We start from the raw sequence: 24998 nt of genomic DNA, 5'->3' as shown, positions 1-24998 counted from the left end.
CTTACAGAATAGATATCCCTTCTTTTAAAGTTAAATTTACTTCCTATGGATTAGTAGACCAAAGCCCAGCAGATTTAATAAATGTACGTTTATTTAATTTCAGCTGCGCTACGATAAATTCTGCAATATCTTCTGCTTGCATTACTTTATCAGGGTTTCCATCAGTTAATCCTAAATCTACAGCCATATCAGTCGCTACTGTACTTGGAGTTAAAGCTGTTACACGAATGTTATGTTTGCGAACTTCCATCGCTAACGATTCTGTTAGGCCAAGGACACCAAATTTAGAAGCACTATATGCACTTGTTACAGGTGCACCTTTTTGTCCTGCTGTAGATGAAATGTTAATGATATCACCAGATTGTTGTTCAATCATGCTCGGTAAAGCAGCACGAGTTGCATAATATACACCCATTAAGTTTACTTGAATGATTTTTTCCCAATCAGCAACGTCTAGTTCTAAAAACTTACCGAATTTAGAAATACCAGCGTTATTAATTAAAATATCGATAGATCCTAAACCATTTTTTAACGTTTCAATCGCAGTTGTTACTTCTTCGTATGAAGAAACATCAGCAGTTGCAATAACGGCTTTTACACCTTCTGCTTCTACTTCTTTCGCTACAGCTTTTAAGTTTTCTTCTGAACGAGCTAATAAGCCTACATTTACGCCTTCTTTCGCTAATGCGATTGCTACAGCGCGACCAATCCCTCTACCTGCTCCTGTAATTAAAGCATTTTTACCTTGTAATAATTCTGCCAAGTATAACACTCCTTAATCATCTCAGTTATGTATTATATTAAAATTGTATCTATGTTTATGTAAAAAGGCAATGATGCACTTTCATGTGCGTAGGTTACTTGTAGGTAACTATAGAAAGTTTTTGTTTATAAGTTTCATGTTTTTACCATTATTCATGTAAAATAAAAACAAATCCAGCATAGGAGAGTGTATGTGTATGAAAAGAAAAAAATGGGTCTTGTTACTAACTGCAGTCGGACTATTTATCATATTGTTTGCCCTGTACTTTATATTTGGTAATCCACTAAATTATAAAGTAATAGAAAAAGATACTAGCAATTATCTCCATATTAAAAAAGGTTATAAACAAGAAGAAATACAAGACATAACCGGAAAATATACTCCCATTTATAATATTGGCTATTATGCAACAGTAGTATATAAAGACGAACCATATTTTACATACTCTTATACATACGATGATAATAAAAAATAATACAAGACAACGGTATTTTAGGAAGACATACTGAGTCATTTGAACATCTTAATTTAAACTGGTCGTTGTTTGACCAGTTAGTAGATGGTATTCATACAAACTTGCAAGGAAGAGGTTTAAAAGAAAAGAAAGATTATTCTATACGAAACGTTCAATTCATTGATATAGATGACGATAAAAACGGTGCAGAAGCATACGTTGACTTTAAGAACGATAAAGAATCTGATTACTCATACCGTATGAATAACGAAGGAAAAGCTTATCAATATAATTGCAGTAACGGTAAATGCATTTTTAAAGAAAAATAGTGTTAGAAGGCTCTCCTTCTAACACTATTTTTCTTCATAATTAGGAATACACACAATAAATTCTGTTCCATTTCCTTCTTCACTCTCTACTTTTATCTCTCCTTGATGAAGGTCGAGTACTTTCTTTACAATAGCTAAACCTAAGCCACTTCCTCCATAGGCACGATTTCGTGAAGAATCCGCTTTATAAAAACGCTCAAAAATATGTTGTTTCTGTTCTTCTGATATACCGATTCCCGAATCATGGATGCGCACTTCCACTACTGTTTCATGTTCCTTTAACTGAATAGTAATCGTGCCACCGCTTGGAGTAAATTTAATACTATTATGAATTAAATTAATCCACACTTGACTCATACTTTCTTGGTCAGCAATAACATGTACTTTTTCTAAATCTAGTTCTAACTCGATTTCTTTTTCAGCCCAGAGTGGTTCACTATTTAACACAATTTGCTTTAACTGCTGATCTAATCGATAACTCACTCTTTCTGGTATATACTCTTCTGATTCTAAAAGAGTTAGCTTCAATAAGTTTTGACTTAGTTTAGATAATCTCGTTGTTTCAGTTTCAATAATGGTAAGATAATGTTTTCTTTTTTCCTCAGAAAGATTATCGTCTTGTAGTGCTCTAGCAAATCCTTTTATAGAAGTTAATGGTGACTGTATTTCATGAGAAACATTCGATACAAATTCTTGTCTCATTTTCTCCATCGTATTCAGTTCATCTGTCATATCATTTATACTTTTTACGAGCACGCCAATTTCTCCATCATACTTTTCTTCATTTCGTATTTTTACGGAGAAGTCTCCTTTTGCAATTTTTTGTATCGGTTCAATAATAGTCCAAATCATTGCCTCTCGTTTTGGCCTCATTAATATTCCAATTAATGTCCAAATAAGAATAATAAATATAAAACCGACCATATCACTAATTAGAAAGGCAACAAATGGCGATACGTTTACGTCAAAAGCATTCAATATACTAGTTGCTACATAAAATGCGATAGACCAAATGATAGTAAGAAAAGAAAAGAGCGCTAATACCGCTCCAAATACTTTCAGCATCTTCAACTTACTCATTCGTTTTCCTTTTCTCATTTACTTACCTCTAAGCGATACCCTAATCCTCTTATTGTTTTAATACTAAATTGCGACTGCTCTTCTTGAAACTTCTCACGTAACCGATTAATATGAACGTCTAGTGTACGTTCATTCCCTTCAAAATCATATCCCCATATTTCTTCAATTAATTGCTCTCTCGAACAAGTTCTTCCCGATTTAGACCCTAAAGTAAAGAGCAGCTCAAATTCTTTTAACGGTAACGTAACCGTTTGTTCTCCAGATGTAACTTCGAATGTTTTACGATTTAATAATACATTTCCAACTTGAATCGATTGTGAAACTGTAATTTGGTAACGTTTCAATAATGCTTTTACTCTCACTACTAGTTCTATAGGGTCAAATGGCTTTACAAGATAATCATCTGTCCCAAGGTGAAATCCTTTTACTTTTTGTGATGTTTCCCCTTTGGCAGTTAGCATCAGAACCGGGATATCATAGTATTTTCTTAATTCAAAACATACATCAAACCCATCCATATTCGGCATCATAATATCAAGAATAACCATATCGACTTTTACGTCATCCATTTTCCGAAGTGCATCTACTCCATCAATTGCCTCATATGTTTGAAAACCTTCTCGTTCTAAAAATACAGAAACGAGTTCCCTAATGTATGGATCGTCGTCTACTATTAAAATTTTAGGTATCAAAGGAACCATTTCCTTTCTACTTAGCATCTAATATATTGTTTAAAAATGCACCCTCTTTAATTTTCAATTGTTGCGTTGCAAACTCACGATACATATCATGCGTCTGTAATAATTCATCATGCGTACCACTACCTGTAAGATTCCCTTTCTCAATAAAGATAATTTTATCTGCATCTACAACAGTAGAAAGTCTATGCGCAATCACTAACGTTGTTCTGCCTTTCATTAAGTTATTTAACGCTTTTTGAACGACAGACTCAGATTTACTATCTAAGCTTGAAGTTGCCTCATCGAGCATAAGAATTTGCGGATTTCGAAGTAACGCTCGGGCAATGGCAATTCGCTGTCTTTGCCCACCAGAAAGCTTCACACCGCGTTCTCCAACTTCTGTTGCATAACCGTTTGGTAAGTCATGAATAAATGCATCAACATATGCCATTGCTGCTACTTTTTCAATTTCTTCATCCGTTACTTCGCCTTCAACGCCGTAACAAATATTATCACGAATCGTTCCATCGATTAACGGACTATCTTGTGATACGTAACCGATTTGACGTCGCCATGACTGTAATGAATAACTCGTAATTGATTCTTCCCCTAATTTAATGGCACCACTAGTTGGCTCATAAAAACGTTCCAGTAATGAGAATAACGTTGTTTTCCCACTACCACTTGGTCCTACAATCGCTGTCACTTTTCCAGATTCAATTGTGAAATCAATATTTTTCAAAACTTGCTCTTCTTCGTTATACTCAAAATGTACATTTTCAAGAACGATCGGTTGCTTAGCATTTGTCACTTTCACACCAGTTTCATGATCTTCTACTTTATATTCTAAAATCGTACTAATTCTTTCCGTTGCACCAATTGCCTTTTGGAATTGTGTAAAGAACATAGATAATTGACTCATCGGCATTACAATTTGAACTAAATACAAAATAAACGCTACAAGTTCACCAGTTGTTAATGCACCGCTAGAAACTCTCATCCCGCCATATCCTACGATAATAACAAGTAGTGCCATTAAAACAAACGACATAACTGGCGAAATTAATGCTTGCACCTTTCCTTCTTTCAAACCAAATTGTAATAATTTTTGTATACCTGTATTACCCGTTTCATATTCTCTTTTTTCTGTATTTGAAGATTTCACTAAACGAATTTCTGATAACACTTGCGTTAATACACTTGTAAAAGATGCCGTTTCATCTTGAAGCGCTTTTGAAATCTTATACATTTTTCGTCCAAGTGGAACTAAAATTAATACAGACAACGGAATAACCGTTAAAAGTAACGCAGTCATTTTCCAATCTAACACAAATAATACAATTAACGATCCAACAATTGAAATACCACCTGTTAATAAGTTTGACAAATGCTCAGAAATTAACGTTTTCACAACACCTGTATCATTCGTCATACGGCTAATGGTATCACCTGTTCTATTTTGATCGTAATAAGATACCGGCAAGATAAGTACCTTTTTCCACAAACGTTCTCTTAGTCCCGCTACAATCTTCTGCCCAATATAATTTAGTAAATATATAGACAACCCTGCCGCAATAGTTTGCATTACAAAGAAAGCAACTAACCCAACAATTTGTCCTGCACTAATTGAAGAAAGCGAAAAATTATCTACTAATCCTTTTGTTAGCATAGGAATAAATAAACTCGCTCCCGTAGAAAGCAAACTCATTAATAACGCAAAAACTAAAATTCCTTTCGGAGGATTTGTATCTTGAATAAGGCGTAAAAACTGCCTCCAACTCCCTTTTTTCTTCATTTCATTTCTAACTTCCATTCCTGTTCATCTCCTCGTGTTAAACCAAACTGTTCTTGCTAAAATTAGAATACGATACAAATGTAAACTGAATGTAAACACACTTTTTCTATTTTTACAAAATATACATAAAAACTCATCTTTACAACAGATATAAACATCTGATATTATTACCTGGTACTTAATATTATTCTATGTGAATTATAGATAAATAATTTAAAACACGATATAAATCTCCAGTTAGTGAAAGGAGTATCCTTTTTGCAAACAAATATACATTCTGAAAAGGAAACAATTATTTTTATTCATGGATTAGTTGGCAATCGTCGCGCCTTCAAAAAGGAGCAAAAACGATTTTCTGCCTCCTACAACATTATAACTTATGACTTATTAGGTCACGGTGATGATAAAGGAGAAGCAATCGACTTTTCATTACAGCGTCTCGTAGATCAATTATTAAACTTATATGAACAAGAAGGTATTAAAAAAGCTCATATTTGTGCGCTAAGTTACGGCTGTTACATCTCTACAATTTTTGCACAAATGCATCCAGAAAAAGTATTAAGTATTTGTCATATTGGAGGACATTACAATAACCCTTCTCGCTTATATAGCGTATTCCAAAATTTTTGGGAGAAGCGAGGGGATGAATATTCTAAATGGCTCTCTCAATACGCAAATACTATTTTTCCAAGTGGTATACTAAAAGCAAATCCGTTTGCAGTCATTTCAAGAAATATTTACTACCGTTTCGGATTACAATTACATTCATCCATTATTGCCCAGTCATTACGACATCGGTTAGAATTCGATTTAAAGTCTAAATTAGAATCACTTCCTCACCCTATACTATGGGTAATGGGAGAGCATGATCATCTCTATAAATCTTGTCTATTTGATTTGAAATCTATTTTACCTAACGTTCTATATAAGGAAATACCTTTAGCAGGACATGCAGCGAACTTATTTCGTCCTAACTATTTCCATGACTTATATGATCGATTTTTAAATGGAAATTTAAAATAAAAACTATTAAACTTCCAATTTATACAATTATAAAAAGGCTTCCCAAGTTTCCTTGGAAAGCCTTTTCTCTATACGAAAAGTATATAAAACTACTTTTTCTTAGTATGCTTTTGTGTAACCTAATAGGTGCTTGCTCCAGTAAGAGTTACTTACAGAACTAATACGTACACCAGTTGCATCTGTTTCTGCACTAATGAACTGACCGTTTCCTAAGTAAACACCCATGTGAGAAGGACCTGATTTATAAGTATTTTGGAAGTATACTAAATCACCTGGTTGTGGATTGCTAGTTTTTGTTTTAGAGCTCCAGTATCCAGCAACTGTTTGACGAGCGCCTTTATGACCAGTTTGATTTAATACGTAGTGAATGAATCCACTGCAGTCAAAACCAGCAGGTGTTGTACCAGCATTTCTGTATGGTGAACCATTTAAAGATCTAGCGAATCCAGCGATTGAAGATGTATCTCCACCTGTTGTTGGTTTTTGTACGTCTTTACCTGGTTGTTGAACGTTATTTGTAACGTTATTGTTATTTGTAACGTTGTTTACTCCGCCTTTTACAAACTTAACGAAGTCTGCACTTACGTAACCCGTGCGGCCGTTATGGTTAATTTTGTACCAACCATTTTCAGCGCCAGTAACGTTTAGTACTTTACCATTTGTTACTCCACCGATTACAGCGTTGTATGTAGCTGGGCCTGTACGTACTTTTAAAGCACCAGTGTTAACAACATAAGAACCACCAGTTTGAACTGTTGTAGTATTGTTGTTTGTAGTTGGTTGTTGTGTTTCGTTAGATACAGCAGAACCACCTTTTGTTACGAAGTCTTTGCTTACGTATCCAGTTCCACCATTGAAGTTGATTTTAAACCAATCTTGTACTTCACCTACAACTTGTACTGTTTTACCTTTGTTTACAGAACCTAATACTGTATGAGATGTACTTGGGCCTGTACGTACGTTAAGTGAAGAAACGTTTACTGTGTAAGTACCTGTTCCTTGTTGAACAGTCGTTCCTGTTTTGCCACCAGTCGTTACGAAGTCACCACTTACATAACCTGTTTGACCATTTACGTTTACTTTGAACCAACCGTTTTCTTGTCCAACTACTTGTAGCACTTGACCTGATTTCACTTTAGAAATAACGTTATGTCCTGTACCAGCACCTGAACGAACATTTAATACATCAGCAGTTACTGTGTATTTTAATTCAGAAGTTGTTTCTACAGTTTTTGTTTCAGTTACAGTCGTTTGAGTTTGAGTTTGAGTTTGTCCATTAATTTCTTTTAGCGCTTCATTTGAAACTTGTGCATGAGCAGAATCCATTCCTGGAACTGCAACGCCAGCTACAGAAGCTGCTGCTAAACCTGCAATTACTTTTTTCATAAGTTGTCTTTACTTCCTTTCCCTACTATCCTCTTAAAAAAAACTTAAAACTTTAATACTTTACAATATTATCAAAGTAAAATATTCATCCAGTTCCATTTTTTAGCAAGAGTTTTATTTTTCACACAGAGTTCATTTTAAATGAACAAAGTGAAATCCGTGTGAACTTCATGTGAACTTTATCATTAATTATAGTGTTTTTGCAATGATTTTTTCAAATTTCTTATATATCGCATGAAAATTCGACATTTCATTTAATATCTCAATATAAAACATCGCTTTTCTATCTTCTATAAAAAATTCTATTAACCTAATACAAACCACATTATGTATTTCCTTATAAAGCTCCTTACATGAAGTATACTTTCATCATGACAAAAATCACTCTATTTATCAATAGTATAATATTTTTAGAAAACTAAATTTCTATACTATCTACAATTTTGAAATAATTTGACGAATTGTAAGATTTATTTCATAAAAACCATTTCTCCTTTAAAGAAAACACACACTATACCAACTGTTTTCTTTTCCGATAATGGAATTTATAGGATAATCATAGTATTATATATCATAATAAAACTTTAATTAGTAAAGGTTTTATCCCCCCGCTAATTATTAACCCTCACTACTCGGGCTACCCATTAATGCGGAATTTTATTGGAATAAAAAGAGGAGGCATATTTGTGAGAAATATAATAGATGATCCAATACAAAAAAATATAGAGCCATACTATGCTTTTATTCAATTCGTTTCAATGATAACATTACAAAAAGTATCAGCTATTGAAATACGTAAAAATGAATTAAAAAATCAGATGAAAAATGCTGGACAAAAAAACCCTTATTACGTATAAAAAAGGTGAACAGGTTATATTCCTGTTCACCTTTTATCAAATTATTTTATTTATAAATTTTCACACGGTTTTCTAACGGTTGGAATTCTTTTTCACCAGCATGTACTACCGGTTTACCAAATGGCATTTGCGCAGTGAGCTTCCAATTTGCTGGAACATCCCACTCTTTTCTCACTTCTTCATCAATTAGCGGATTGTAATGCTGCAACGTAGCACCAAACCCTTCAATTTCTAAAGCTGTCCAAATTGCAAATTGTAACATTCCTGATGATTGCTGAGACCAAGTTGGGAAATTATCTTTATATAATGCAAAGTTTGCTTGAAGGCCTTCCACAACTTCACTGTCTTCAAAATATAAAACCGTTCCATAACCACTTTTAAATGCATTCATTTTTTCTTCAGTAGGTGCAAAGTTATTTTCAGGTACAATTTTTCTTAATGTTTCTTTCGTAATATCCCATAATTTATCATGTTGTTCTCCTAATAAAACAACAACGCGAGCACTTTGAGAATTAAAAGCTGAAGGTGTATGTTTTACAGCATGATAAATCACTTCTTGAATTTTTTCATCAGAAACTACTTGCTCTTTACTAATTGCATAAATAGATCTTCTGTCTTCAATTGCTGAGTAAAAATCTTTTGCCATCATAATTCCCTCCAATTTTCAATTGAGGCTATTTCATATGTATATGTCATATTACGCCCCTCAAACTTATTATTAATAAGCTTATAACTTTATAATATCACAGCAACAAATAAACTCAAATGATAACACTTGTATTTAGAATCTTTTTCCTTTTTAAAGTTAAAATAAAAAGACCGTTTGTTGTTATCTAAAATTAGTAACAACAAACAGTCTTACTTATGTAGCGATCTAGATTCGTATTTTACTTACTTACTTACTTACTTACTTACTTACTTACTTACTTACTTACTTACTTACTTAATTAACTAATCCAAATGCATACGACATTAACTTATTTGTCTCTGTAAAACGTTTTGTTTTACTTGATGTCCCCATGACTACTGTAATAATTCTGTTATCACCTTGCTTGGCAGTCCCAGTAAAACAATATCCTGCACTATCTGTAAATCCTGTTTTTAGTCCGTCCATTCCTTCTATATATAAACTTTTATTATTTTTGTTTAACATGTCGTTTGTGCTTATAACATTAATATTATTAAATGCTAGCTGACTTTGACGCAAGTGAGTCACTTCTAATATTTCCGGATAATCTTTTATAAGATGATACGCCAATTGTGCTACATCAGCAGCCGTCATTTTTGTTTCACTTCCATCTGGCTCTTGTAATCCAGAAGCATTTGCAAATTTAGCATGTTCCGACATTTTTAACTGTTTCGCTTTTGCATCCATAAGCTGAACGAAATCTTTCTCCGATTTTGCCATATGTTCTGCTAAAGCCACAGCTGAATTATTAGCTGACTCAATCATTAATGCATGATATAAATCTTTAACAGTTAATGTGTCATTAACTTGTACTGGGATTCTCGCTCCCTCTGTTTGTGCCGCCTTCGCACTCATTTTAACTGGATCTTCCCAGCGAACTTTCCCGTTATGTATACTCTCTAGTAGGAGATACGCTGTCATCATCTTAGACATACTAGCCGGTGCAAAAGCTTCATTTTCATTATATTGATAAATAATATCTCCATCACTCGCATCGATAATCATAGCCGCTTTTGCGTTAATTTCTGGTGGGATGTACTTTGGCGGGACTACTTTTTCAGTAAATCCTGCTTTAGGTAGTTCTGCCACTTGCAAAGGTTGTCCTTCTACATTCGCTACGCTCTTTTGATTTCCTTGGAATAAGAACCAACATATCCCTAAAATAATGACTAATAGGACTGTCATCCTTCCCCATTTTAACCGATTCATTTCAAAACTCCTTTAGCAAACCTTTTATACACTCACATTTAACCTTAACAACAATTCCTTTATACAGTCAAGGTAAAAAGTATATTTATTCATATACAGGAATTATTATTTTAATTTGTTTATGTTACACTTATAATACTGAAATATAAGAATATTCAACAATAAAATCTTGTAAATAAACTATTTAATAGAAGGGATTCATACAAATGCTACTTCCAAAATCATTAAAATATGGAGACACAATTGGGATCTACTCCCCTTCTTCACCAGTAACCTACACTTCTCCAAAAAGATTTGAACGAGCAAAATCTTACTTACAACAGAAAGGGTTTCGTATATTAGAAGGTTCATTAACAGGTCGATATGATTTTTATCGTTCTGGTAGTATACAAGAGCGTGCTGATGAACTAAATGCCTTGATAAGAAACCCTAATATTTCTTGTATTATGTCAACAATTGGTGGGATGAATTCAAATTCAATATTACCTTATATTGATTATGACGCTTTTCTAAATAACCCTAAAATAATGATTGGATATTCAGATGCAACTGCTTTATTACTAGGAATTTATGCTAAAACAGGAATCCCTACATTTTATGGGCCCGCTCTCGTCCCTTCCTTTGGCGAATTTGAACCTTTTGTTAACTGCACATACAAATATTTTGCAGAAACTTTACTACATGATCAATCTCTTCCTTATCATATAAAACAACCATTATTTTGGTCAGATGAATTTATTAATTGGGAAGAAAAGACGAAGGAGAAAGAACTTCGACCAAACAATTGGATTTCAGTAATTGAAGGAAAAGCTACTGGGCGTATTATTGGCGGGAATTTAAACACGATACAAGGAATTTGGGCTAGCCCCTATATGCCACATATTCAAGAAGGCGATATTCTCTTTATTGAGGACAGTTCAAAAGATGCAGCTACTATCGAAAGAAGCTTTTCATTCCTTAAAATTAACGGTGTATTTGATAAAATTTCAGGTATCATTCTTGGAAAACATGAGCAATTTGATGATTGTGGTACAAATCGAAAACCTTTTGAAATACTGTTGGAAGTACTTCAAAATCAAAAAATTCCTTTTCTAGCTGACTTCGATTGTTGTCATACACATCCAATGATTACTATACCTTTCGGTGTTCAAGTAGAGTTGGATGCAACAAATAAAACGATACATATTGTAGAATCTTGGAAAAAATGAATGCATGGCTTCTATTGTTTTACAATAAAAGCCATGATACTATATAATTTGGAATGTGAAAGATTAAACAAAATATATTTCTATATCTATCATTAAAAAAACAGATATAAATAGATATTTATATGTAAAAGAGAGTGAATAAATGAAACCAACTATTAAAAATTATGTATTTTTACATGTAGCTTTTTTGATATATTCTATCATTATGGTTTACATGAAATGGGCAGCTCAATTTCCAATTGCTTCAATCTCATTTTTTGTTGCTTATTTCGGACTAGTTATACTTTTATTCGGATATGCAATTTTATGGCAACAAGTAATTAAACATTTCGAAATTTCAAAAGCATATTCACATCGAGGGATTATTATACTATGGTCAATGCTTTGGTCAGTATTTCTATTTGGAGATACAATTCAGTGGAATCATTTACTTGGTGCAGCTATTATTATCGTCGGAATTGTGGTGGTGACAAAAGATGAATAGTTATATGCTATTGTTTATTTTCGGGATAATTTTAGCAAATTACTCACAAATATTATTAAAAAAAGCTACTTTACAACAATACGATTCTAGAATAAAAGAATATGTGAATCCTTATGTTATTATCGGTTACTCTTTATTTGTACTTAATGCTGGATTAAATGTAATCGCCATGAAGGGCATGGAATTAAAACAAGCATCAGCATTAGAATCCTTAAGTTATATCATCATATTAATTTTCGGTTGGTATTTCCTAGGGGAAAAAATAACGAAACGTAAACTCATCGGCAACATGATTATTATCGTTGGTGTAATCGTTTATTGTATCCAATAACAAAAAGCTCCGTTTGTAACAAACGGAGCTTTTTGTTATTGACCTAAATTTTGCACCTTATCTTTCAAATCACGAACTTGATCTATCGTCTGCATGAGCTCTGAGTTTTTAAATTGCTCTACGTCCATTTTTCCTTCCTCTATCTTTTTCATAGACGTATCAATTAACGAATTTAGCTTTTCATTATATCCAACGATTTGTTGATGAAGATCCTTCGCTACATCTGGTGGCGTTAATTCATTGAAAGCTGGTATATCTTGTTTAATTTCATTCAGCTTCGTTTCTAATTCTTTTCGAGCTGTCCCATCGTTAATAGCTTTCTCTGCTAATGCCGGTGCTTCATTTGCAAATGCGCTTATTTCATTTACATAGTCTGTCGCCTTTTGAGCATAATCTATGGAGTTCTTTCCTTCCTCCACTATTGAACATCCCATTAAACCAATTGAAACTATAAATACTAATAAAATTGATTTTATTTTCATTTCAGACTCCCTTCGTCTTTATAATTGTCTATAATTTTCTCTATCATAACTTCTAGCTAAATTGCTTACAACCTTTTTTCAAATAGCTATTTATACTCTTACATGCCCTATTATTGTTACAACATCTATTTCTATATGTACGCTTATAATATCTTCAATTATATCCATATATCCTTGTCCTATAGCTGCTCCATAGTGTAATGTAATCCCCTTCTTTTCATACACTGACTGTGGCACTGAAAAAATAAATCTCCTCAAGTTTCTTTCATCAGCTGGTTCCATAATTAAAACAATCCCATCCTCATCAAACATATACGCTCGCCCTCCAACTTTACATTCACTATGGCTCAGTATTGCCTTGGTCAGCAAAATTTAAAACATAATAAGTTAAGATACACTTTGCTCTATCATAAAGTGAAACTTTAATCAGCTCCCACCTAATTTCTTTGCTTTCGCTGAATTTTGAGGTGAAGTCTTACTGCCCGGCAAATAGCGAGATAAAAATAAAAAGCATTCATTCTTTTTTATTAAGAACGAATGCTTTTTAAAAAATCAATTTCCAACTCTAGCATCTTTTTTTGACGAGGTTTTACTTTCCTTACGGGAACTCCAGCGTAAATATACCAATCATCTAAACTCTCTTTTACCATACTCATCGCGCCGACTGCCGTACCTTCTCCTACAGTTACATTTGGAAAAATAATAGAATTAGCACCAATAATCACATGTTTTTTAAAAATAACTTTTCCTACTTTCACATTCCTATATTGATTCGGGACGGTTGGCCCCATTAATGTATTTCCACTGAAATCATCAAGTACTGCATATACGATTGTTTTAGCTGAGATGTTTGCAAAATCATGCATTTCAATCCCAACTTCCCCTCCATATAACGCTGTATACGCTGATATGTGCGAATAACTTCCAATTGTGATTTTACCACTTAAAATGCAAAAATCATCAATTCTTACATGATTGCCAACTGATATAGCACTCGGATTATATATACTTGCTTTTTTACTAACCAATACATTTTTCCCAACAGATAAAAATCCAATTTTCTTTAGTTCTTCTTGACTATAAAAACTATTCATCTACCGACACCACCTTCTGCTCTAAACAGATTACAATTTGCTCTACTAGTTCTTTCGTCATTCCTTCCCATAAAGGTAAACTTACGATTCGTTTTGCTATTTTATTCGTTTTTGTTAAATCTGTAGACTTATAGTTTTTAAAAAGAACTTGTTGGTGGCAAGATGGTGAAAAGTATAATCTAGCTTCTATTTTCTGTTTTTTCAGTTCTTCTATTACTTGTATGTTGCGAACTTCTTCTGGACAAATGATAGGCATAAATTGGTGAATAACTGCTTCTGTCTTTTGGACATTCCACCCTTTTTTCATTAGCCCAGTATTTTGTAACAATTGTTTATACCATTCAGAAATACGGGTGCGTTCTTTTAATTTTTGATCCCACTTTTTTATAGTCGCAATCCCAATAGCTGCTGCGTATTCAGACATTTTACAATTAAACCCCATCATCGTGCATTCACGATTTTTATCAAATCCGAAATTCCCCATTCTTTTAATACGTTGTATATCTTCTTCGTTTTTACTATATATGAGCCCTCCTTCACCAATTCCGAACGGCTTTGTTGCATGAAAGCTATATACGATCATTCCACTAAAATCTTGACCGTAATGCATCCCTCCATTCATTAATCCAAATCCCGGCGCCGCATCTACGACAACCGGAATCCCCTTCTTCTCTAATTCTTCATATTCTTCTAAGTTCATCCATGATCCAAAGGTGGCGTACGGGACAACAATCGCAACCTCTTCTTTTAATTCTTCTATCTTATCCAAAAGTACCGTTTTATCCATATACCAATCATCTATTGAAATATCAATAAAGTAAGGTTCCAATCCACACCAAATAGCGGCTAAGGCAGTCGCAGGGAATGTAAAGCTAGGCATGAGAGCATACTTTCCCTTTCTTCTTTTCTTTAGTTGAATAGCCGCCATTAACCCTAACGTTGCGTTTGCTACTGTTGTAACAGCTCCCCTGTTTTGAAAAAACGCCGACATAATTGTTTCCTCAAAACGTTGATTTATAGGTCCATAATTCGTATATATGTGAGATGTATCAATTTCCTTCAATTCGTCCAAATACTCACTTACAGGTACAGTTGAAGCACGTAAAAAAGGAATATTCTCCATATCTATCTATTCCTTCCTATCATTTTCGGACAATATAGAGCATATCTGTTTCAGATAATCCAAATTTCCTAGCACTTTTCATTCCTTGTTTTTCCGCTATGTTATATAATTCTACCTTAAATCCTGCATTCATTAATCGTTGAATAAATCCCGATTGATTATAAATTCTCACATGATCTTCTTGACCAAAAGCTAGTTTCCTCAATTGTGGTGTTACAATTAATTCATTCTCTACAATAAAATCTACATTCATTACGATTGGTACTTGAATAATTCCCCATCCATTTGGCTTTAACACTCTATATAACTCTCGCATTGCTTTGTCATCATTAGGAACGTGTTCTAACACATGACTACATAATATTACATCAAAAGTATTACTATCATATGTAATCCTTGTAACATCAATTTCCTTCATTAATGGATCCTTTGGTTCTAAGTCACCACATACATACGTAATATTTTTATACTCGTTAAACCAATCTCTTAACTTCGCTTCAGGTGCAATATGAAGCATTGTATAGTTTCTATTTAACAAGTCCGTTTCCGTTTCAATGTACGCACGATACAATCTTTCACGATCCATCGAATTACAAACTGGACATATCCCTGTATCTTTATTCCACATCTCAAATTTATATTTCGGAAAATCATAATGTGCTGGCCAAGGTGAAAATTTTTCAAATTGTTGATTGCAATATTGACAATAACAAGATTCTTTCTCGAACATATGAGCAACTAACTTGTTTAATCCTTTTTTTATCTTTTCATTATAAATTTGATCTAGTTCGCCATTTCTTACTGCATCCTTAACTATAAATCCCGCATTTTCTAAACAATAAGATAAACTCTCTTTATACTCACTTTCGGAACTTAAAAATCCACTATTATATGCATCTATAATTAATTCAATCCACTCTTCAATTGTCATTAAAATAAAATGCATTTGTTTTTGATTTTGTCCACTATGTTGTCTAAAATAACTAAGAGGTTCTTGTATATAAACTACTTTTCCTTTCCTCATCATATCTAGCCAAGTTGCAATGTCATTAATAGCAGAATAAGCCTTTCCTTTAAAATATCCAAACTTCCCGTCAAACAAATTCCGATTAAACAAAACAGTTGTCGGCTCACCAACTACATTTTTCAAGTTTTTTAACATATAATTCCCTAATTCTTTTCCTTCAAAAAGTGTAGTTTCTTTCGCGATTTTCATATTTAATGTTGAAGGTGGTAATATCTCTCCATTCTCATCAATCAGTTCACGATATGACGTCACAAATGAAATATTTTCTAACGTCAAAAAGTATTTCATCATTCTCTCGATCTTTTCATGATGAAATAAATCATCATCTAATAAAAAGTTTATATAGTCCCCATTCGCAAGTTCTACACACTTATTAAAGTTTTCGGCAACTAACGGCGTTTCATTTTTAACATATGTAATACACTCATATTCACGTAAGTACGGTTGAATCATAGCATTGACTTCATTATTTGTACTGTCGTCAGAAATAATAATTTCAATATTTTCATATGTTTGATTGAGAGCGCTGTTGAGTGCTAATTCTAAGTAATAAGGTCTATTGTACGCAGGAATAAGTATACTTACTTTCGGTAAAGAAGAATTATTATTTATATGTTGTTTTTTCTTTTCTATGTTTATTTTCTTCGCTCTAATTTTTTGGTAATAGTCTAATGTATATAATATCGATGATGGAACTATCCTTCTTGCATAATCTAGAAAATTAGTTATTGCTTTGTCTAACTCTTTTTCAGTGGATAAGAAACCATATTTTTCGCCTGCTATAATACTGTGTGAAAAATCTTCTAACCCATCCATCATTTTATTAGATTCATTTAACTGTTGATCTGGATGTAATCGAAAGTAACTAAGTGTCTCTGCTATATATACTGCTTTTCCTTTACTTAATAAAGATAACCATGAAGCTATATCTACGTTACATAAATACCGCCTCTTATCAAAAATCCCATATGGTTCTTGTAAATCATTTTTACGAAATAAAACTGTTGTCGGTTCTCCAATATAATTTTTTTGATCCACAATTACCTTATTTCCTAATTCTGTTCCCGCTATAATGGTATCCTCTTCAAATAAACGGACAGTCGAATAAATATGTCGTAGCTCTTTCCCTTTATCATCAATGACTTGACGATGAGATGTTACAAGCTTAATTTCATTATCTAAATCATCGAAAAAATACTTCATCATTTTTTCAATTTTATTCACATGAAATACATCATCATCCATTAAAAAATTTATATATTCACCGTTCGCTTCATTAAATAACATTAGCGCATTTTCAAATTGTCCGAGAGTTGATCTATTATTTATATAAATAATATTTGAATGATCACATAAGTATTTTTGTAACACTTTTTCTGTTTCATCATTCGTGCTGTCATCTCCAACTATAATTTCTATATTAGGGTACGTTTGTTCTAACACACTACATAGCGCCTTTTCAAAGTAACGAGGACGATTATACGTAGGAATTAATACACTTACCAACGGAAGTTGCTCTACCACCTCTTCAGTTCTTTCAATACGAGTTCTCATTTTAACTCTCTCACCTCTTCGCATATTATTTATATACGCGACACAAAAATCACATTACTTTAACTGTATGGAGCCTATATACTTTTATGCAAACATGAAACAAATTATCATACTTTTCGTTCCTGAATAAACATATTTAATAATGCGGACATTTTATTTGCACCTTTTTTATTCATATGATCACTATCATAAAAATCATCATCACAAAATAATGGTGAATCAAATAGATCTATAATTTGAAATGAATATTGAGTTTGAAAATCATTTATAACTTTATAAAAATCTTCTTTTAATTTCTTACTACTACAATTGAAATAATGTGAAGTAACTGGGAATACAACAATTAATGGTTTTATATCATTTTTTAACAGTAATTCTAAATATTTTTTAAAAATTATTTTATTTTCAACTAAAGTTTGAGGATACGCCAATTTAGCATGTGAAGCTGCTCTTATTTTCCCGTGTTCTTCAAAAGGAATATGAAGAGGAGTAGTATTCCATTCAGCATTTATCCAAGGCAGTATCAATGATTCATCTTTTAGTTCATCTAATAAAATATATTCAAAATGCAAATTAAAAATAGAAAGAAGTGGTTTCGGAGTATTTAGATGGGAGAATCCATCAGTGGGTAGAGGAGAGTGAACTACAGTATGATGACCATCTTGAAACAATGGATAATATACTTTGTGAATTCTATATGATTCAGATGATAACGACATATCAAAGTAAAACGAGAAATAGGCTATTCCTATTAAACAATATTGAAATGAATGATTGTTTGATAAAAGTTGTGACGCTATTAAATAATCATAGTATAGATCTTGCGATGGAAGTGTTAATTTTATTGACTTTTTTGAGAGAAGCTCCGTACTTATGCCACAATGTGGATAAGACAAACCGGTAGCAAACAATTCATACGTCGGATCACTCTTTGCTTTTTTCATAGAAATGTATAAAGACATAAGATCCGGATTTATTTGATAGATAGAAATTAATTTATCCTTCCATTCATACATGTATTTTGTTAAATTAATAATTTTTGAACTTTGCACGCCCCTATTTATCAAATCATTTGTAAGTTTTTCTGCGTCCCCTCTCCAAATGACTATATATTGAAAAGAACTTTCTAGACGAACAACATCTGAAACGTCCACAACATGAACTATTGTTTTACATTTATTTTTGTCTAACGTATTTCGAATCCTATCCCCTGATAATTCATCACTTAAAACAATGATTTTATATTGCTCCTTCATGTACATCCCCTCCATTATATGTATAATATGAAATTCATTTTTAATTCGTAACAATCATATACACCTGCAATCTAACAAAAAAAATAGCTCCACCATTAGGCGTAGCTATTTTTACAATTATTGCTTATTCAAATTATATTCCTTTATCTAACTCATAAAGTTTACGATACTTTTCATTTTCTTTCAGAAGTTGTTTATGACTACCTTGCATGACAATTTGGCCACGATCAAGGAATATAACTTCGTCTACATGTTCTATTCCTACAAGATGGTGCGTAATCCAAATAACCGTCTTTTCTTCCGTTGCAGAAAACATTGTTTCAATTAAAGACAATTCTGTTTTTGGATCTAAACCGATAGTCGGTTCATCAAGTACAATAATTGGTGTTTCTTGCATAAGAGTTCTAGCAAAAGCAACCCTTTGTCTTTCCCCACCAGAAAACCGCTTTCCCATTTCATGCATTTTTGTTTGTAATCCGTCTGGAAGAGAAGTAACATGTGAAGCTAATTGTGCTTTCTCTAAAGCTTTCCATATCTCTTCATCCGTCGCCTCTGGTTTGCCAATTCGTACATTATTTCCAATTGTCGTATCAAACAAATGGGGCTTTTGATTTAATACAGAAATATATTTAGATAAAAGATTCGTATGAGCTCGTTCACCATTTAGTACAACTTGGCCATTTACTGGGCTTAACGCCCCTGTTAACAATTTTAGTAAAGTAGATTTCCCTGTGCCACTTCTCCCTAAAACAGCAATTTTCTTCCCTGCTTTTATTTGTAATGATACATCTTTTAATACAATCTCATTACTATCTGGATAACTATACGATACGTGATTCAGTTCAATATCTACATGTTTTGGTTCAATATAATCTTTCTCTCCATGCAAATCCGTTTCATCATGTAAAACACTATCACTTTCTACGCCATTAAGACGATGGGTAGATTCTACATACGACGGTATTCGATCGATGGCATCTGCAATAGGAATAAGCGCGTTCGTTACAGATAAAGTCATTAATACGAAAGCTGCGATAACTGTAGGAGCAATTTGTTCACTTGCCGCTTCATTACCAGTCCATATGATCATCGAAATAACTACAATACCTACTACTAATTGAATGATACTGTCCCGAATATGATACCAGCGTTTCACTCTCTTTTCGATTTTTAACAACTGATCATTTTGTTTTACATACTCATTAATAAATTCATCTTTACGACCACTTGCTTGCCAATCAGATAATCCAAAAACAGCATCTGTCAGTTGTTGATACAAACGGTTTCTTCCTTGCTTTAAAGTAACATGATGTTTCTTCATCAAAAGTAATGATACAAACGGAAGAAGAAAAACGATAATAGCTAACATACAACCTACAATAAGTGCAAAAACAAAATCAAATGCACCGATAACAAGTACGAAGATACTATAAACAACTAGCGCTAATATGCTAGGAAATATTGTACGTAAATATAGGTTTTGCAAATGCTCTATATCTTCGGATAACACTCCTAACATATCACCCGTTTGAAATCGAGAACGGAAAAATAACGCCTGTGGTTCTACTATTCTATATAGCCTCGTTCTCATTTTTTCTAATATACGTAGTACGACATCATGTCCAACTAAGCGCTCTATATAATGAAATACAGCTTGCCCTATACTAAACGCTCTTGTTGCAACAATAGGAACATATACAGCCATTACATTTTCTGGTCTAAGGGCAGATTTTGAGATCAAATAACCTGAAATAAAAAGTAACATCGCTCCTGAACTAACTCCAAGAAGACCAAGGAAAATAGTTAAAGTCATTCTACCTTTATTTTGTTTTATATAAGGTTTAACCCAGTTACTCATTTCTCTCCCCTCTCTTCCCTATGAAAATGTAATGTCTCATTCTCTAAAAGTTCTTCATACGTCCCACTTTCTTTCATTTCCCCTTTATTTAAAATAAGAATATGGTCCATTTGTTTCATCCAATGTAGACGGTGGGTTGCTAAAAATACTAACTTTCCATTAAATAGACGTAACATCGCTTGCTTTATTTCAAATTCGGTTTCAATATCAAGATGTGCCGTAGGCTCATCTAATAAAATGATTGGTTTTTTACTTAAAAGCGCACGCGCCATAGCAACACGCTGTTCTTGTCCGCCACTTAGCATACGTCCACCTTCCCCAATTCTTTCGTGCATCCCATTTGGAAGTGATGTAACGAGTGAACGAAGGCCGACTTCATTAATAACTCTTTCAACTTCTTCATCTGTTGCATTTGTTTCATAAAAACGAATGTTATCCTTTAATGAAAGCGGAAAAATATAAGGTTGCTGCGGAATATAAGCGATATTTTTTTGCCAATCTTCACGAGTAGATCCATCAACTTCTAGACCATTTACTAACATCTTTCCACTCGAAGGAGATAAAAAACCTGCTAATACGTCGATTAACGTCGATTTGCCTGCACCACTTTCACCAATAACACCAATAGCACCGTTACCTTCCCAAGTAAAATTAATCCTTTCTAATATAGCCTTTTCAGATTCAGTATTATTAACTTTGATATCTTGTAATTTCAAGCTACTAGAGGCATTCCATACTATGTCTTCGTTTAAATCTTTCTTTTGTATTCCTTTTTGTTGTTGCAAAATCTCTTCTATTTGCTCCATCGCAATTTGTCCATCTAATGTCGCATGATAATTTGCTCCCACTTGTTTAATCGGCAGAAAATATTCCGGAGCTAAAATCAAAATTGTAAGGGCTGGTAATAGTATAATCGTTCCATCTATTAAACGTATCCCTAATCCAACTGCCACAAACGCGATTGATAAACTCGTAAAGAAATCTAATGCAAAAGAAGAAAGAAAAGCAACTCGCAAAGTACGCATCGTTGCTTTTCTATACCTTTTACTTACTTTTTCAATCTTTCCTTCGTGCTGTTCACTTTTCCCTAAATACTTTAATGTTTCTAAACCTTTTAACGTATCTACAAAATGGTTCGAAAGTACACGATATATCTCGTACTGACTATCTGCCATTTTTTGCGCTGCTAATCCGAGAAGAATCATAAATATGATCACGATAGGAATCGTTACAACTAAAATGATTCCAGACTCAATATCTAGCGTAAAAACGTATAGTGCAATTAGACCTGGAACGATGCTACTTCTAATCATTTTAGGAATCGTTAATTCAATATATGTTTTAAATTTCTCAATCCCTTCAATTGATAAGGTAACCAGATGACCAGTTCCAACAGTTTGAACATACCTTGGACCTAATGTGAAATATGCCTCTATTAGTTGTTTTCTTAGTAACGACCCTGTTTTTTCAGCAAAACGTTCCACTAATATTTGTGATGTTCGAACTACTATGTGACGCGCTGCAAACGCGATACCAAAATAAACAATTTCACTTAATATTGTTTGTACTGTCTCTCCATGAAATAAAAACGTAATAGCTCGTGCTAAAAAGATTGTTTGCGCAATAATACTAAAAGCTTCTAAAATACTAATAATCGTTAACGCTACATATAAAATACGGCTACCGGGATAAGACGGAAGTCCTCTTTTTCTTTTCATTAGTACTCCAAATCGTTGTCTGACTTAACAGGTTGTCTAAATACATAATAACTCCATATTTGACTTCCGATAACGAAAGGCAAAATAGCAATCGCAAAGTAAGTCATAAGTTTTAATGCATAAGCTCCTGATGCTGCGTTGTAAATTGTCAAATCATTCATTGCTCCTAAAGAGCTAATCATAACACGTGGGAACATACCGATAAATACACTCGCACTTAGTAAAATGATTGTTAAACTCGTCATAAAGAAAGCCCAACCATCTCTTCTTCTTTTATTTAATAAAGTGGACACTAATAGTGCTACAAAAGCTCCGATTGGCACCATAATCCATTCTGTTCCATGAGCAGTGAAAATGTCGGTTTTCCATAACCCCACACCAGCAAAAACAAGAAGTGTAATTAATGAAAATGGTGCAATTTTTATTGCAGCAATTCGTGCACGTTCTCTCAATTTACCAGTTGTACGTATCGTAAGAAATTGTAATCCGTGAACAATACATAGCAGGAGAAACATTACTCCTCCAAGTAACGCAAATGGATGAAGTAATTGCAAGAATCCACCTACAACATTTTTACTCTCATCAATAGGTACACCTACCATAAAGTTTGCAATCGCAACTCCCCAAAGGATAGGAGGTAACATACTTCCAATAAACATCCCCCAATCCCATGCACTCTTCCATTTATGATTATCTATTTTCGCGCGAAATTTAAAAGAAACACCTCTTAAAATTAAAGCAAGAAGCATAAATACAAATGGAATATAAAAACCACTAAATAAAGTTGCATACCAGTGCGGAAATGCTGCAAACATCGCTCCGCCAGCACAAACAAGCCATACTTCATTCGCGTGCCAGAACGGTCCTATTGTATTTAAGTAAACTCGTTTTTCAAAATCATTCTTTCCTAAAAACCTCGAAACCATTCCTACCCCAAAGTCGAAACCTTCCAGTACAAAGAATCCAACAAATAAGATTGCAATAACTAAAAACCATAACTCATTAAGAGATAACATACTCTTCCTCCTTATCAAATGGATCATGGCTTTGATAATCCTTTTTCGTTTTCTTATTCTTGTGGCCCTTAATGGTACGAACAAATAAGTACACACAAATTCCACCCATAATTAAATACATTGATGTGAATGAAATAAGTGAGAATAATACTTCACCAAATGTTACATTTGGTGATACAGCATCTTCTGTTTTCATTACACCAAATACAACCCAAGGTTGACGACCCATTTCAGTCATAATCCACCCTACTGTATTACCGATGAATGGAAGAGAAATTGCATACACCATTAATTTTAAATACCACGTTTTTTCCGCTAAACGATCTTTTCTTGATAAGAACCATCCGTAAGCTCCTAGAAGAAGCATGAATGTTCCACTCATTACCATCGCTCTAAAACTCCAAAACATTGTATGCACTGGAGGAATATAATCTCCAGGTCCATATTTTTCCTCATATTGTTTTTGAATTTGATTCATCCCTTCAACTTGACCGCTAAACTTATCATACGATAATAGACTTAGCATATAAGGGATTTGAATTTCAAACGAATTTTCTTTCTTCTCTGTATCAATTTTCGAAAATACTGTAAATGGTGCTGGATCCTCACTTGTATTCCATAGCGCTTCGGCTGCCGCCATCTTCATTGGATGTGTCTTAATTAATTGTTGCGCTTGTGCATGACCGAAGAATAATACAAGCGCCGTTGTAATTGTTCCAATAATGATAGAAATTCGGAAAGATTTTTTAAATACTACAGTTTCTTGTCCTTTTGTAATTTTCCATGCACTTACACCAGCAATAAAGAATGCACCTGTTGCAATTGCCGCTGTAATTGTATGCGGGAATTGTACCCATAGTTGTGGGTTTTGAATAATGGCTAAGAAATCATTCATTTGCGCACGACCATCAGCTGCCATTTCATACCCGACAGGTGACTGCATAAATGCACTTGCAGTTAAAATCCAGAATGCTGATAACATCGTTCCAATTGAAAGGAGCCAAATACACATTAAGTGAATTCGCTTCGGTAATTTATCCTCACCGAATACCCATAAACCCAGGAATGTAGACTCAATGAAAAATGCCAGTAATCCTTCAATCGCAAGTGATGGACCAAATACATCACCTACAAAACGTGAATACGTTGACCAGTTCATACCAAACTGGAATTCTTGTAAAATACCTGTTACTACACCTACTGCAAAGTTAATAAGGAATAATTGCGTCCAAAACTTTGCCATCTTCTTATATACTTCTTGCCCTTTTACCACATACAACGTTTGCATGATCGCAATAATAAAAGCTAAACCAATTGACAGCGGAACAAAAAAGTAATGGAAAATCGTTGTTGATGCGAACTGTATTCGTGCCAATTCGAGCGTTTCCATACTAAAATCACTTCCTTCATAGTTTTTATAATAAAAGTTAATTGAGCAATCTTATCAAACTCAATTATTAAGAAATACGAAAAGACAAAAACATTTTGTATGTATTGTCGAAAAATATGAAGTTTCAGTTTTTCAAACTATTGTAATGCTATTTTTTACCTTTTCACTATTTCTGTAGTGTTTTATTCGTTAA

Annotated in this window: 22 protein-coding genes and 1 pseudogene; 6 read left to right on the top strand and 17 right to left on the bottom strand. The window is 33.4% G+C overall.

Annotation, left to right across the window (positions count from 1 at the left end; genetic code table 11):
* Positions 1-43 precede the first annotated feature (43 nt).
* Positions 44-763, bottom strand: a complete 720-nt coding sequence (locus OXT04_RS02930; protein ID WP_000818985.1) for a 3-ketoacyl-ACP reductase — start codon at positions 761-763, stop codon at positions 44-46.
* A 190-nt stretch (positions 764-953) separates the two neighbouring features.
* Here OXT04_RS02930 and OXT04_RS02925 point away from each other — a divergent pair.
* Positions 954-1546, top strand: a pseudogene (locus OXT04_RS02925) (DUF3139 domain-containing protein).
* 24 nt (positions 1547-1570) lie between these two features.
* On the opposite strand, the gene hitS reads toward OXT04_RS02925, so the two are convergent.
* From hitS to OXT04_RS02910, 3 genes are read right to left on the bottom strand one after another with little or no spacing between them, the layout of a single operon-like run.
* On the bottom strand, positions 1571-2644 hold the full coding sequence (hitS, locus tag OXT04_RS02920) for an envelope stress sensor histidine kinase HitS (protein WP_141548212.1): 1074 nt from the start codon (positions 2642-2644) through the stop codon (positions 1571-1573).
* Positions 2641-3318: an envelope stress response regulator transcription factor HitR gene (gene hitR / locus OXT04_RS02915; protein ID WP_141548217.1), complete on the bottom strand. Its 678-nt coding sequence runs from the start codon at positions 3316-3318 to the stop codon at positions 2641-2643. The genes hitS and hitR overlap by 4 nt, the downstream gene beginning before the upstream one ends.
* 16 nt (positions 3319-3334) lie before the next feature.
* Positions 3335-5119, bottom strand: a complete 1785-nt coding sequence (locus tag OXT04_RS02910; protein WP_098533694.1) for an ABC transporter ATP-binding protein — start codon at positions 5117-5119, stop codon at positions 3335-3337.
* Positions 5120-5359: 240 nt separating this feature from the next.
* Between OXT04_RS02910 and OXT04_RS02905 the strand changes: the two genes are divergently transcribed.
* Entirely contained in the window at positions 5360-6124 is a 765-nt protein-coding gene (locus OXT04_RS02905; RefSeq protein ID WP_065228667.1) for an alpha/beta fold hydrolase, read from the top strand.
* Positions 6125-6223: 99 nt separating this feature from the next.
* Here the strand turns inward: OXT04_RS02905 and entFM are convergent, their stop codons facing one another.
* Positions 6224-7510, bottom strand: a complete 1287-nt coding sequence (gene entFM / locus OXT04_RS02900; RefSeq protein ID WP_267412810.1) for an enterotoxin EntFM — start codon at positions 7508-7510, stop codon at positions 6224-6226.
* A 686-nt stretch (positions 7511-8196) separates the two neighbouring features.
* Here entFM and OXT04_RS02895 point away from each other — a divergent pair.
* The gene (locus OXT04_RS02895; RefSeq protein ID WP_001244281.1) at positions 8197-8367 is read left to right on the top strand and encodes a hypothetical protein; all 171 of its coding nucleotides are present in this window, start codon (positions 8197-8199) and stop codon (positions 8365-8367) included.
* A 46-nt stretch (positions 8368-8413) separates the two neighbouring features.
* Here OXT04_RS02895 and OXT04_RS02890 read toward each other — a convergent pair whose 3' ends face one another.
* Both OXT04_RS02890 and OXT04_RS02885 read right to left on the bottom strand, forming a co-directional pair.
* Positions 8414-9016: a nitroreductase family protein gene (locus OXT04_RS02890; protein ID WP_002093949.1), complete on the bottom strand. Its 603-nt coding sequence runs from the start codon at positions 9014-9016 to the stop codon at positions 8414-8416.
* A gap of 294 nt (positions 9017-9310) precedes the next feature.
* Entirely contained in the window at positions 9311-10264 is a 954-nt protein-coding gene (locus OXT04_RS02885) for a D-alanyl-D-alanine carboxypeptidase family protein (protein WP_001080878.1), read from the bottom strand.
* 206 nt (positions 10265-10470) lie between these two features.
* Here OXT04_RS02885 and OXT04_RS02880 point away from each other — a divergent pair, with 206 nt between their 5' ends.
* The 3 genes from OXT04_RS02880 (at position 10471) to OXT04_RS02870 (ending at position 12287) form a co-directional block, all read left to right on the top strand.
* A complete protein-coding gene (locus OXT04_RS02880; protein ID WP_023521717.1) occupies positions 10471-11472 on the top strand; it encodes a S66 family peptidase in 1002 nt (333 codons plus the stop codon).
* Between the two features lie 142 nt (positions 11473-11614).
* Positions 11615-11956: an EamA family transporter gene (locus OXT04_RS02875; RefSeq protein ID WP_000805130.1), complete on the top strand. Its 342-nt coding sequence runs from the start codon at positions 11615-11617 to the stop codon at positions 11954-11956.
* Entirely contained in the window at positions 11949-12287 is a 339-nt protein-coding gene (locus OXT04_RS02870) for an EamA family transporter (RefSeq protein ID WP_001089874.1), read from the top strand. Before OXT04_RS02875 ends, OXT04_RS02870 begins: the two co-directional genes overlap by 8 nt.
* 35 nt (positions 12288-12322) lie before the next feature.
* Here OXT04_RS02870 and OXT04_RS02865 read toward each other — a convergent pair whose 3' ends face one another.
* The 10 genes from OXT04_RS02865 to cydA all read right to left on the bottom strand — a co-directional run bounded on the left by OXT04_RS02865 (position 12323) and on the right by cydA (position 24805).
* The gene (locus OXT04_RS02865) at positions 12323-12769 is read right to left on the bottom strand and encodes a DUF6376 family protein (RefSeq protein ID WP_000695205.1); all 447 of its coding nucleotides are present in this window, start codon (positions 12767-12769) and stop codon (positions 12323-12325) included.
* Positions 12770-12859: 90 nt separating this feature from the next.
* Positions 12860-13081, bottom strand: a complete 222-nt coding sequence (locus OXT04_RS02860; RefSeq protein WP_000459105.1) for a hypothetical protein — start codon at positions 13079-13081, stop codon at positions 12860-12862.
* A gap of 215 nt (positions 13082-13296) precedes the next feature.
* Positions 13297-13863 (bottom strand): acyltransferase, encoded by a 567-nt coding sequence (locus OXT04_RS02855; RefSeq protein ID WP_267412797.1) that lies wholly within the window; start codon positions 13861-13863, stop codon positions 13297-13299.
* Positions 13856-14986: a DegT/DnrJ/EryC1/StrS aminotransferase family protein gene (locus OXT04_RS02850; RefSeq protein ID WP_097821614.1), complete on the bottom strand. Its 1131-nt coding sequence runs from the start codon at positions 14984-14986 to the stop codon at positions 13856-13858. Before OXT04_RS02850 ends, OXT04_RS02855 begins: the two co-directional genes overlap by 8 nt.
* 19 nt (positions 14987-15005) lie before the next feature.
* A complete protein-coding gene (locus tag OXT04_RS02845) occupies positions 15006-17567 on the bottom strand; it encodes a glycosyltransferase (RefSeq protein WP_267412796.1) in 2562 nt (853 codons plus the stop codon).
* Positions 17568-17674: 107 nt separating this feature from the next.
* Positions 17675-18823 carry a hypothetical protein gene (locus tag OXT04_RS02840; protein ID WP_061139432.1) on the bottom strand — a complete coding sequence of 383 codons (1149 nt, stop codon included), beginning with the start codon at positions 18821-18823 and terminating at the stop codon, positions 17675-17677.
* Positions 18824-18956: 133 nt separating this feature from the next.
* Positions 18957-20681, bottom strand: coding sequence for a thiol reductant ABC exporter subunit CydC (cydC, locus tag OXT04_RS02835; protein WP_065228660.1), 1725 nt, complete (start codon positions 20679-20681; stop codon positions 18957-18959).
* Positions 20678-22399 (bottom strand): thiol reductant ABC exporter subunit CydD, encoded by a 1722-nt coding sequence (gene cydD / locus OXT04_RS02830; RefSeq protein WP_065228659.1) that lies wholly within the window; start codon positions 22397-22399, stop codon positions 20678-20680. Before cydD ends, cydC begins: the two co-directional genes overlap by 4 nt.
* On the bottom strand, positions 22399-23415 hold the full coding sequence (cydB, locus tag OXT04_RS02825; RefSeq protein WP_000950083.1) for a cytochrome d ubiquinol oxidase subunit II: 1017 nt from the start codon (positions 23413-23415) through the stop codon (positions 22399-22401). The genes cydD and cydB overlap by 1 nt, the downstream gene beginning before the upstream one ends.
* Positions 23402-24805 carry a cytochrome ubiquinol oxidase subunit I gene (gene cydA, locus OXT04_RS02820; protein WP_097821611.1) on the bottom strand — a complete coding sequence of 468 codons (1404 nt, stop codon included), beginning with the start codon at positions 24803-24805 and terminating at the stop codon, positions 23402-23404. The genes cydB and cydA overlap by 14 nt, the downstream gene beginning before the upstream one ends.
* Positions 24806-24998 lie beyond the last annotated feature (193 nt).

It is taken from the genome of Bacillus sp. GC_Bacil_1, assembly GCF_026540675.1.
Lineage (GTDB): Bacteria > Bacillota > Bacilli > Bacillales > Bacillaceae_G > Bacillus_A > Bacillus_A cereus.
Note: the sequence above shows the minus strand (reverse complement) of the source record. Positions and strands in the feature narration are given on the sequence as shown.

Bases quoted from the DNA above. Each gene is read 5' to 3' on its own strand.
- OXT04_RS02875 (WP_000805130.1), top strand. From the start codon at position 11,615: ATGAAACCAACTATTAAAAATTATGTATTTTTACATGTAGCTTTTTTG.
- cydD (WP_065228659.1), bottom strand. From the start codon at position 22,399: ATGAAAAGAAAAAGAGGACTTCCGTCTTATCCCGGTAGCCGTATTTTA.
- cydC (WP_065228660.1), bottom strand. From the start codon at position 20,681: ATGAGTAACTGGGTTAAACCTTATATAAAACAAAATAAAGGTAGAATG.
- OXT04_RS02860 (WP_000459105.1), bottom strand. From the start codon at position 13,081: ATGTTTGATGAGGATGGGATTGTTTTAATTATGGAACCAGCTGATGAA.
- OXT04_RS02840 (WP_061139432.1), bottom strand. From the start codon at position 18,823: ATGAAGGAGCAATATAAAATCATTGTTTTAAGTGATGAATTATCAGGG.
- OXT04_RS02845 (WP_267412796.1), bottom strand. From the start codon at position 17,567: ATGAGAACTCGTATTGAAAGAACTGAAGAGGTGGTAGAGCAACTTCCG.
- cydA (WP_097821611.1), bottom strand. From the start codon at position 24,805: ATGGAAACGCTCGAATTGGCACGAATACAGTTCGCATCAACAACGATT.
- OXT04_RS02910 (WP_098533694.1), bottom strand. From the start codon at position 5,119: ATGGAAGTTAGAAATGAAATGAAGAAAAAAGGGAGTTGGAGGCAGTTT.
- OXT04_RS02885 (WP_001080878.1), bottom strand. From the start codon at position 10,264: ATGAATCGGTTAAAATGGGGAAGGATGACAGTCCTATTAGTCATTATT.
- hitS (WP_141548212.1), bottom strand. From the start codon at position 2,644: ATGAGAAAAGGAAAACGAATGAGTAAGTTGAAGATGCTGAAAGTATTT.
- entFM (WP_267412810.1), bottom strand. From the start codon at position 7,510: ATGAAAAAAGTAATTGCAGGTTTAGCAGCAGCTTCTGTAGCTGGCGTT.
- OXT04_RS02865 (WP_000695205.1), bottom strand. From the start codon at position 12,769: ATGAAAATAAAATCAATTTTATTAGTATTTATAGTTTCAATTGGTTTA.
- OXT04_RS02850 (WP_097821614.1), bottom strand. From the start codon at position 14,986: ATGGAGAATATTCCTTTTTTACGTGCTTCAACTGTACCTGTAAGTGAG.
- OXT04_RS02855 (WP_267412797.1), bottom strand. From the start codon at position 13,863: ATGAATAGTTTTTATAGTCAAGAAGAACTAAAGAAAATTGGATTTTTA.
- OXT04_RS02870 (WP_001089874.1), top strand. From the start codon at position 11,949: ATGAATAGTTATATGCTATTGTTTATTTTCGGGATAATTTTAGCAAAT.
- cydB (WP_000950083.1), bottom strand. From the start codon at position 23,415: ATGTTATCTCTTAATGAGTTATGGTTTTTAGTTATTGCAATCTTATTT.
- OXT04_RS02880 (WP_023521717.1), top strand. From the start codon at position 10,471: ATGCTACTTCCAAAATCATTAAAATATGGAGACACAATTGGGATCTAC.
- OXT04_RS02890 (WP_002093949.1), bottom strand. From the start codon at position 9,016: ATGATGGCAAAAGATTTTTACTCAGCAATTGAAGACAGAAGATCTATT.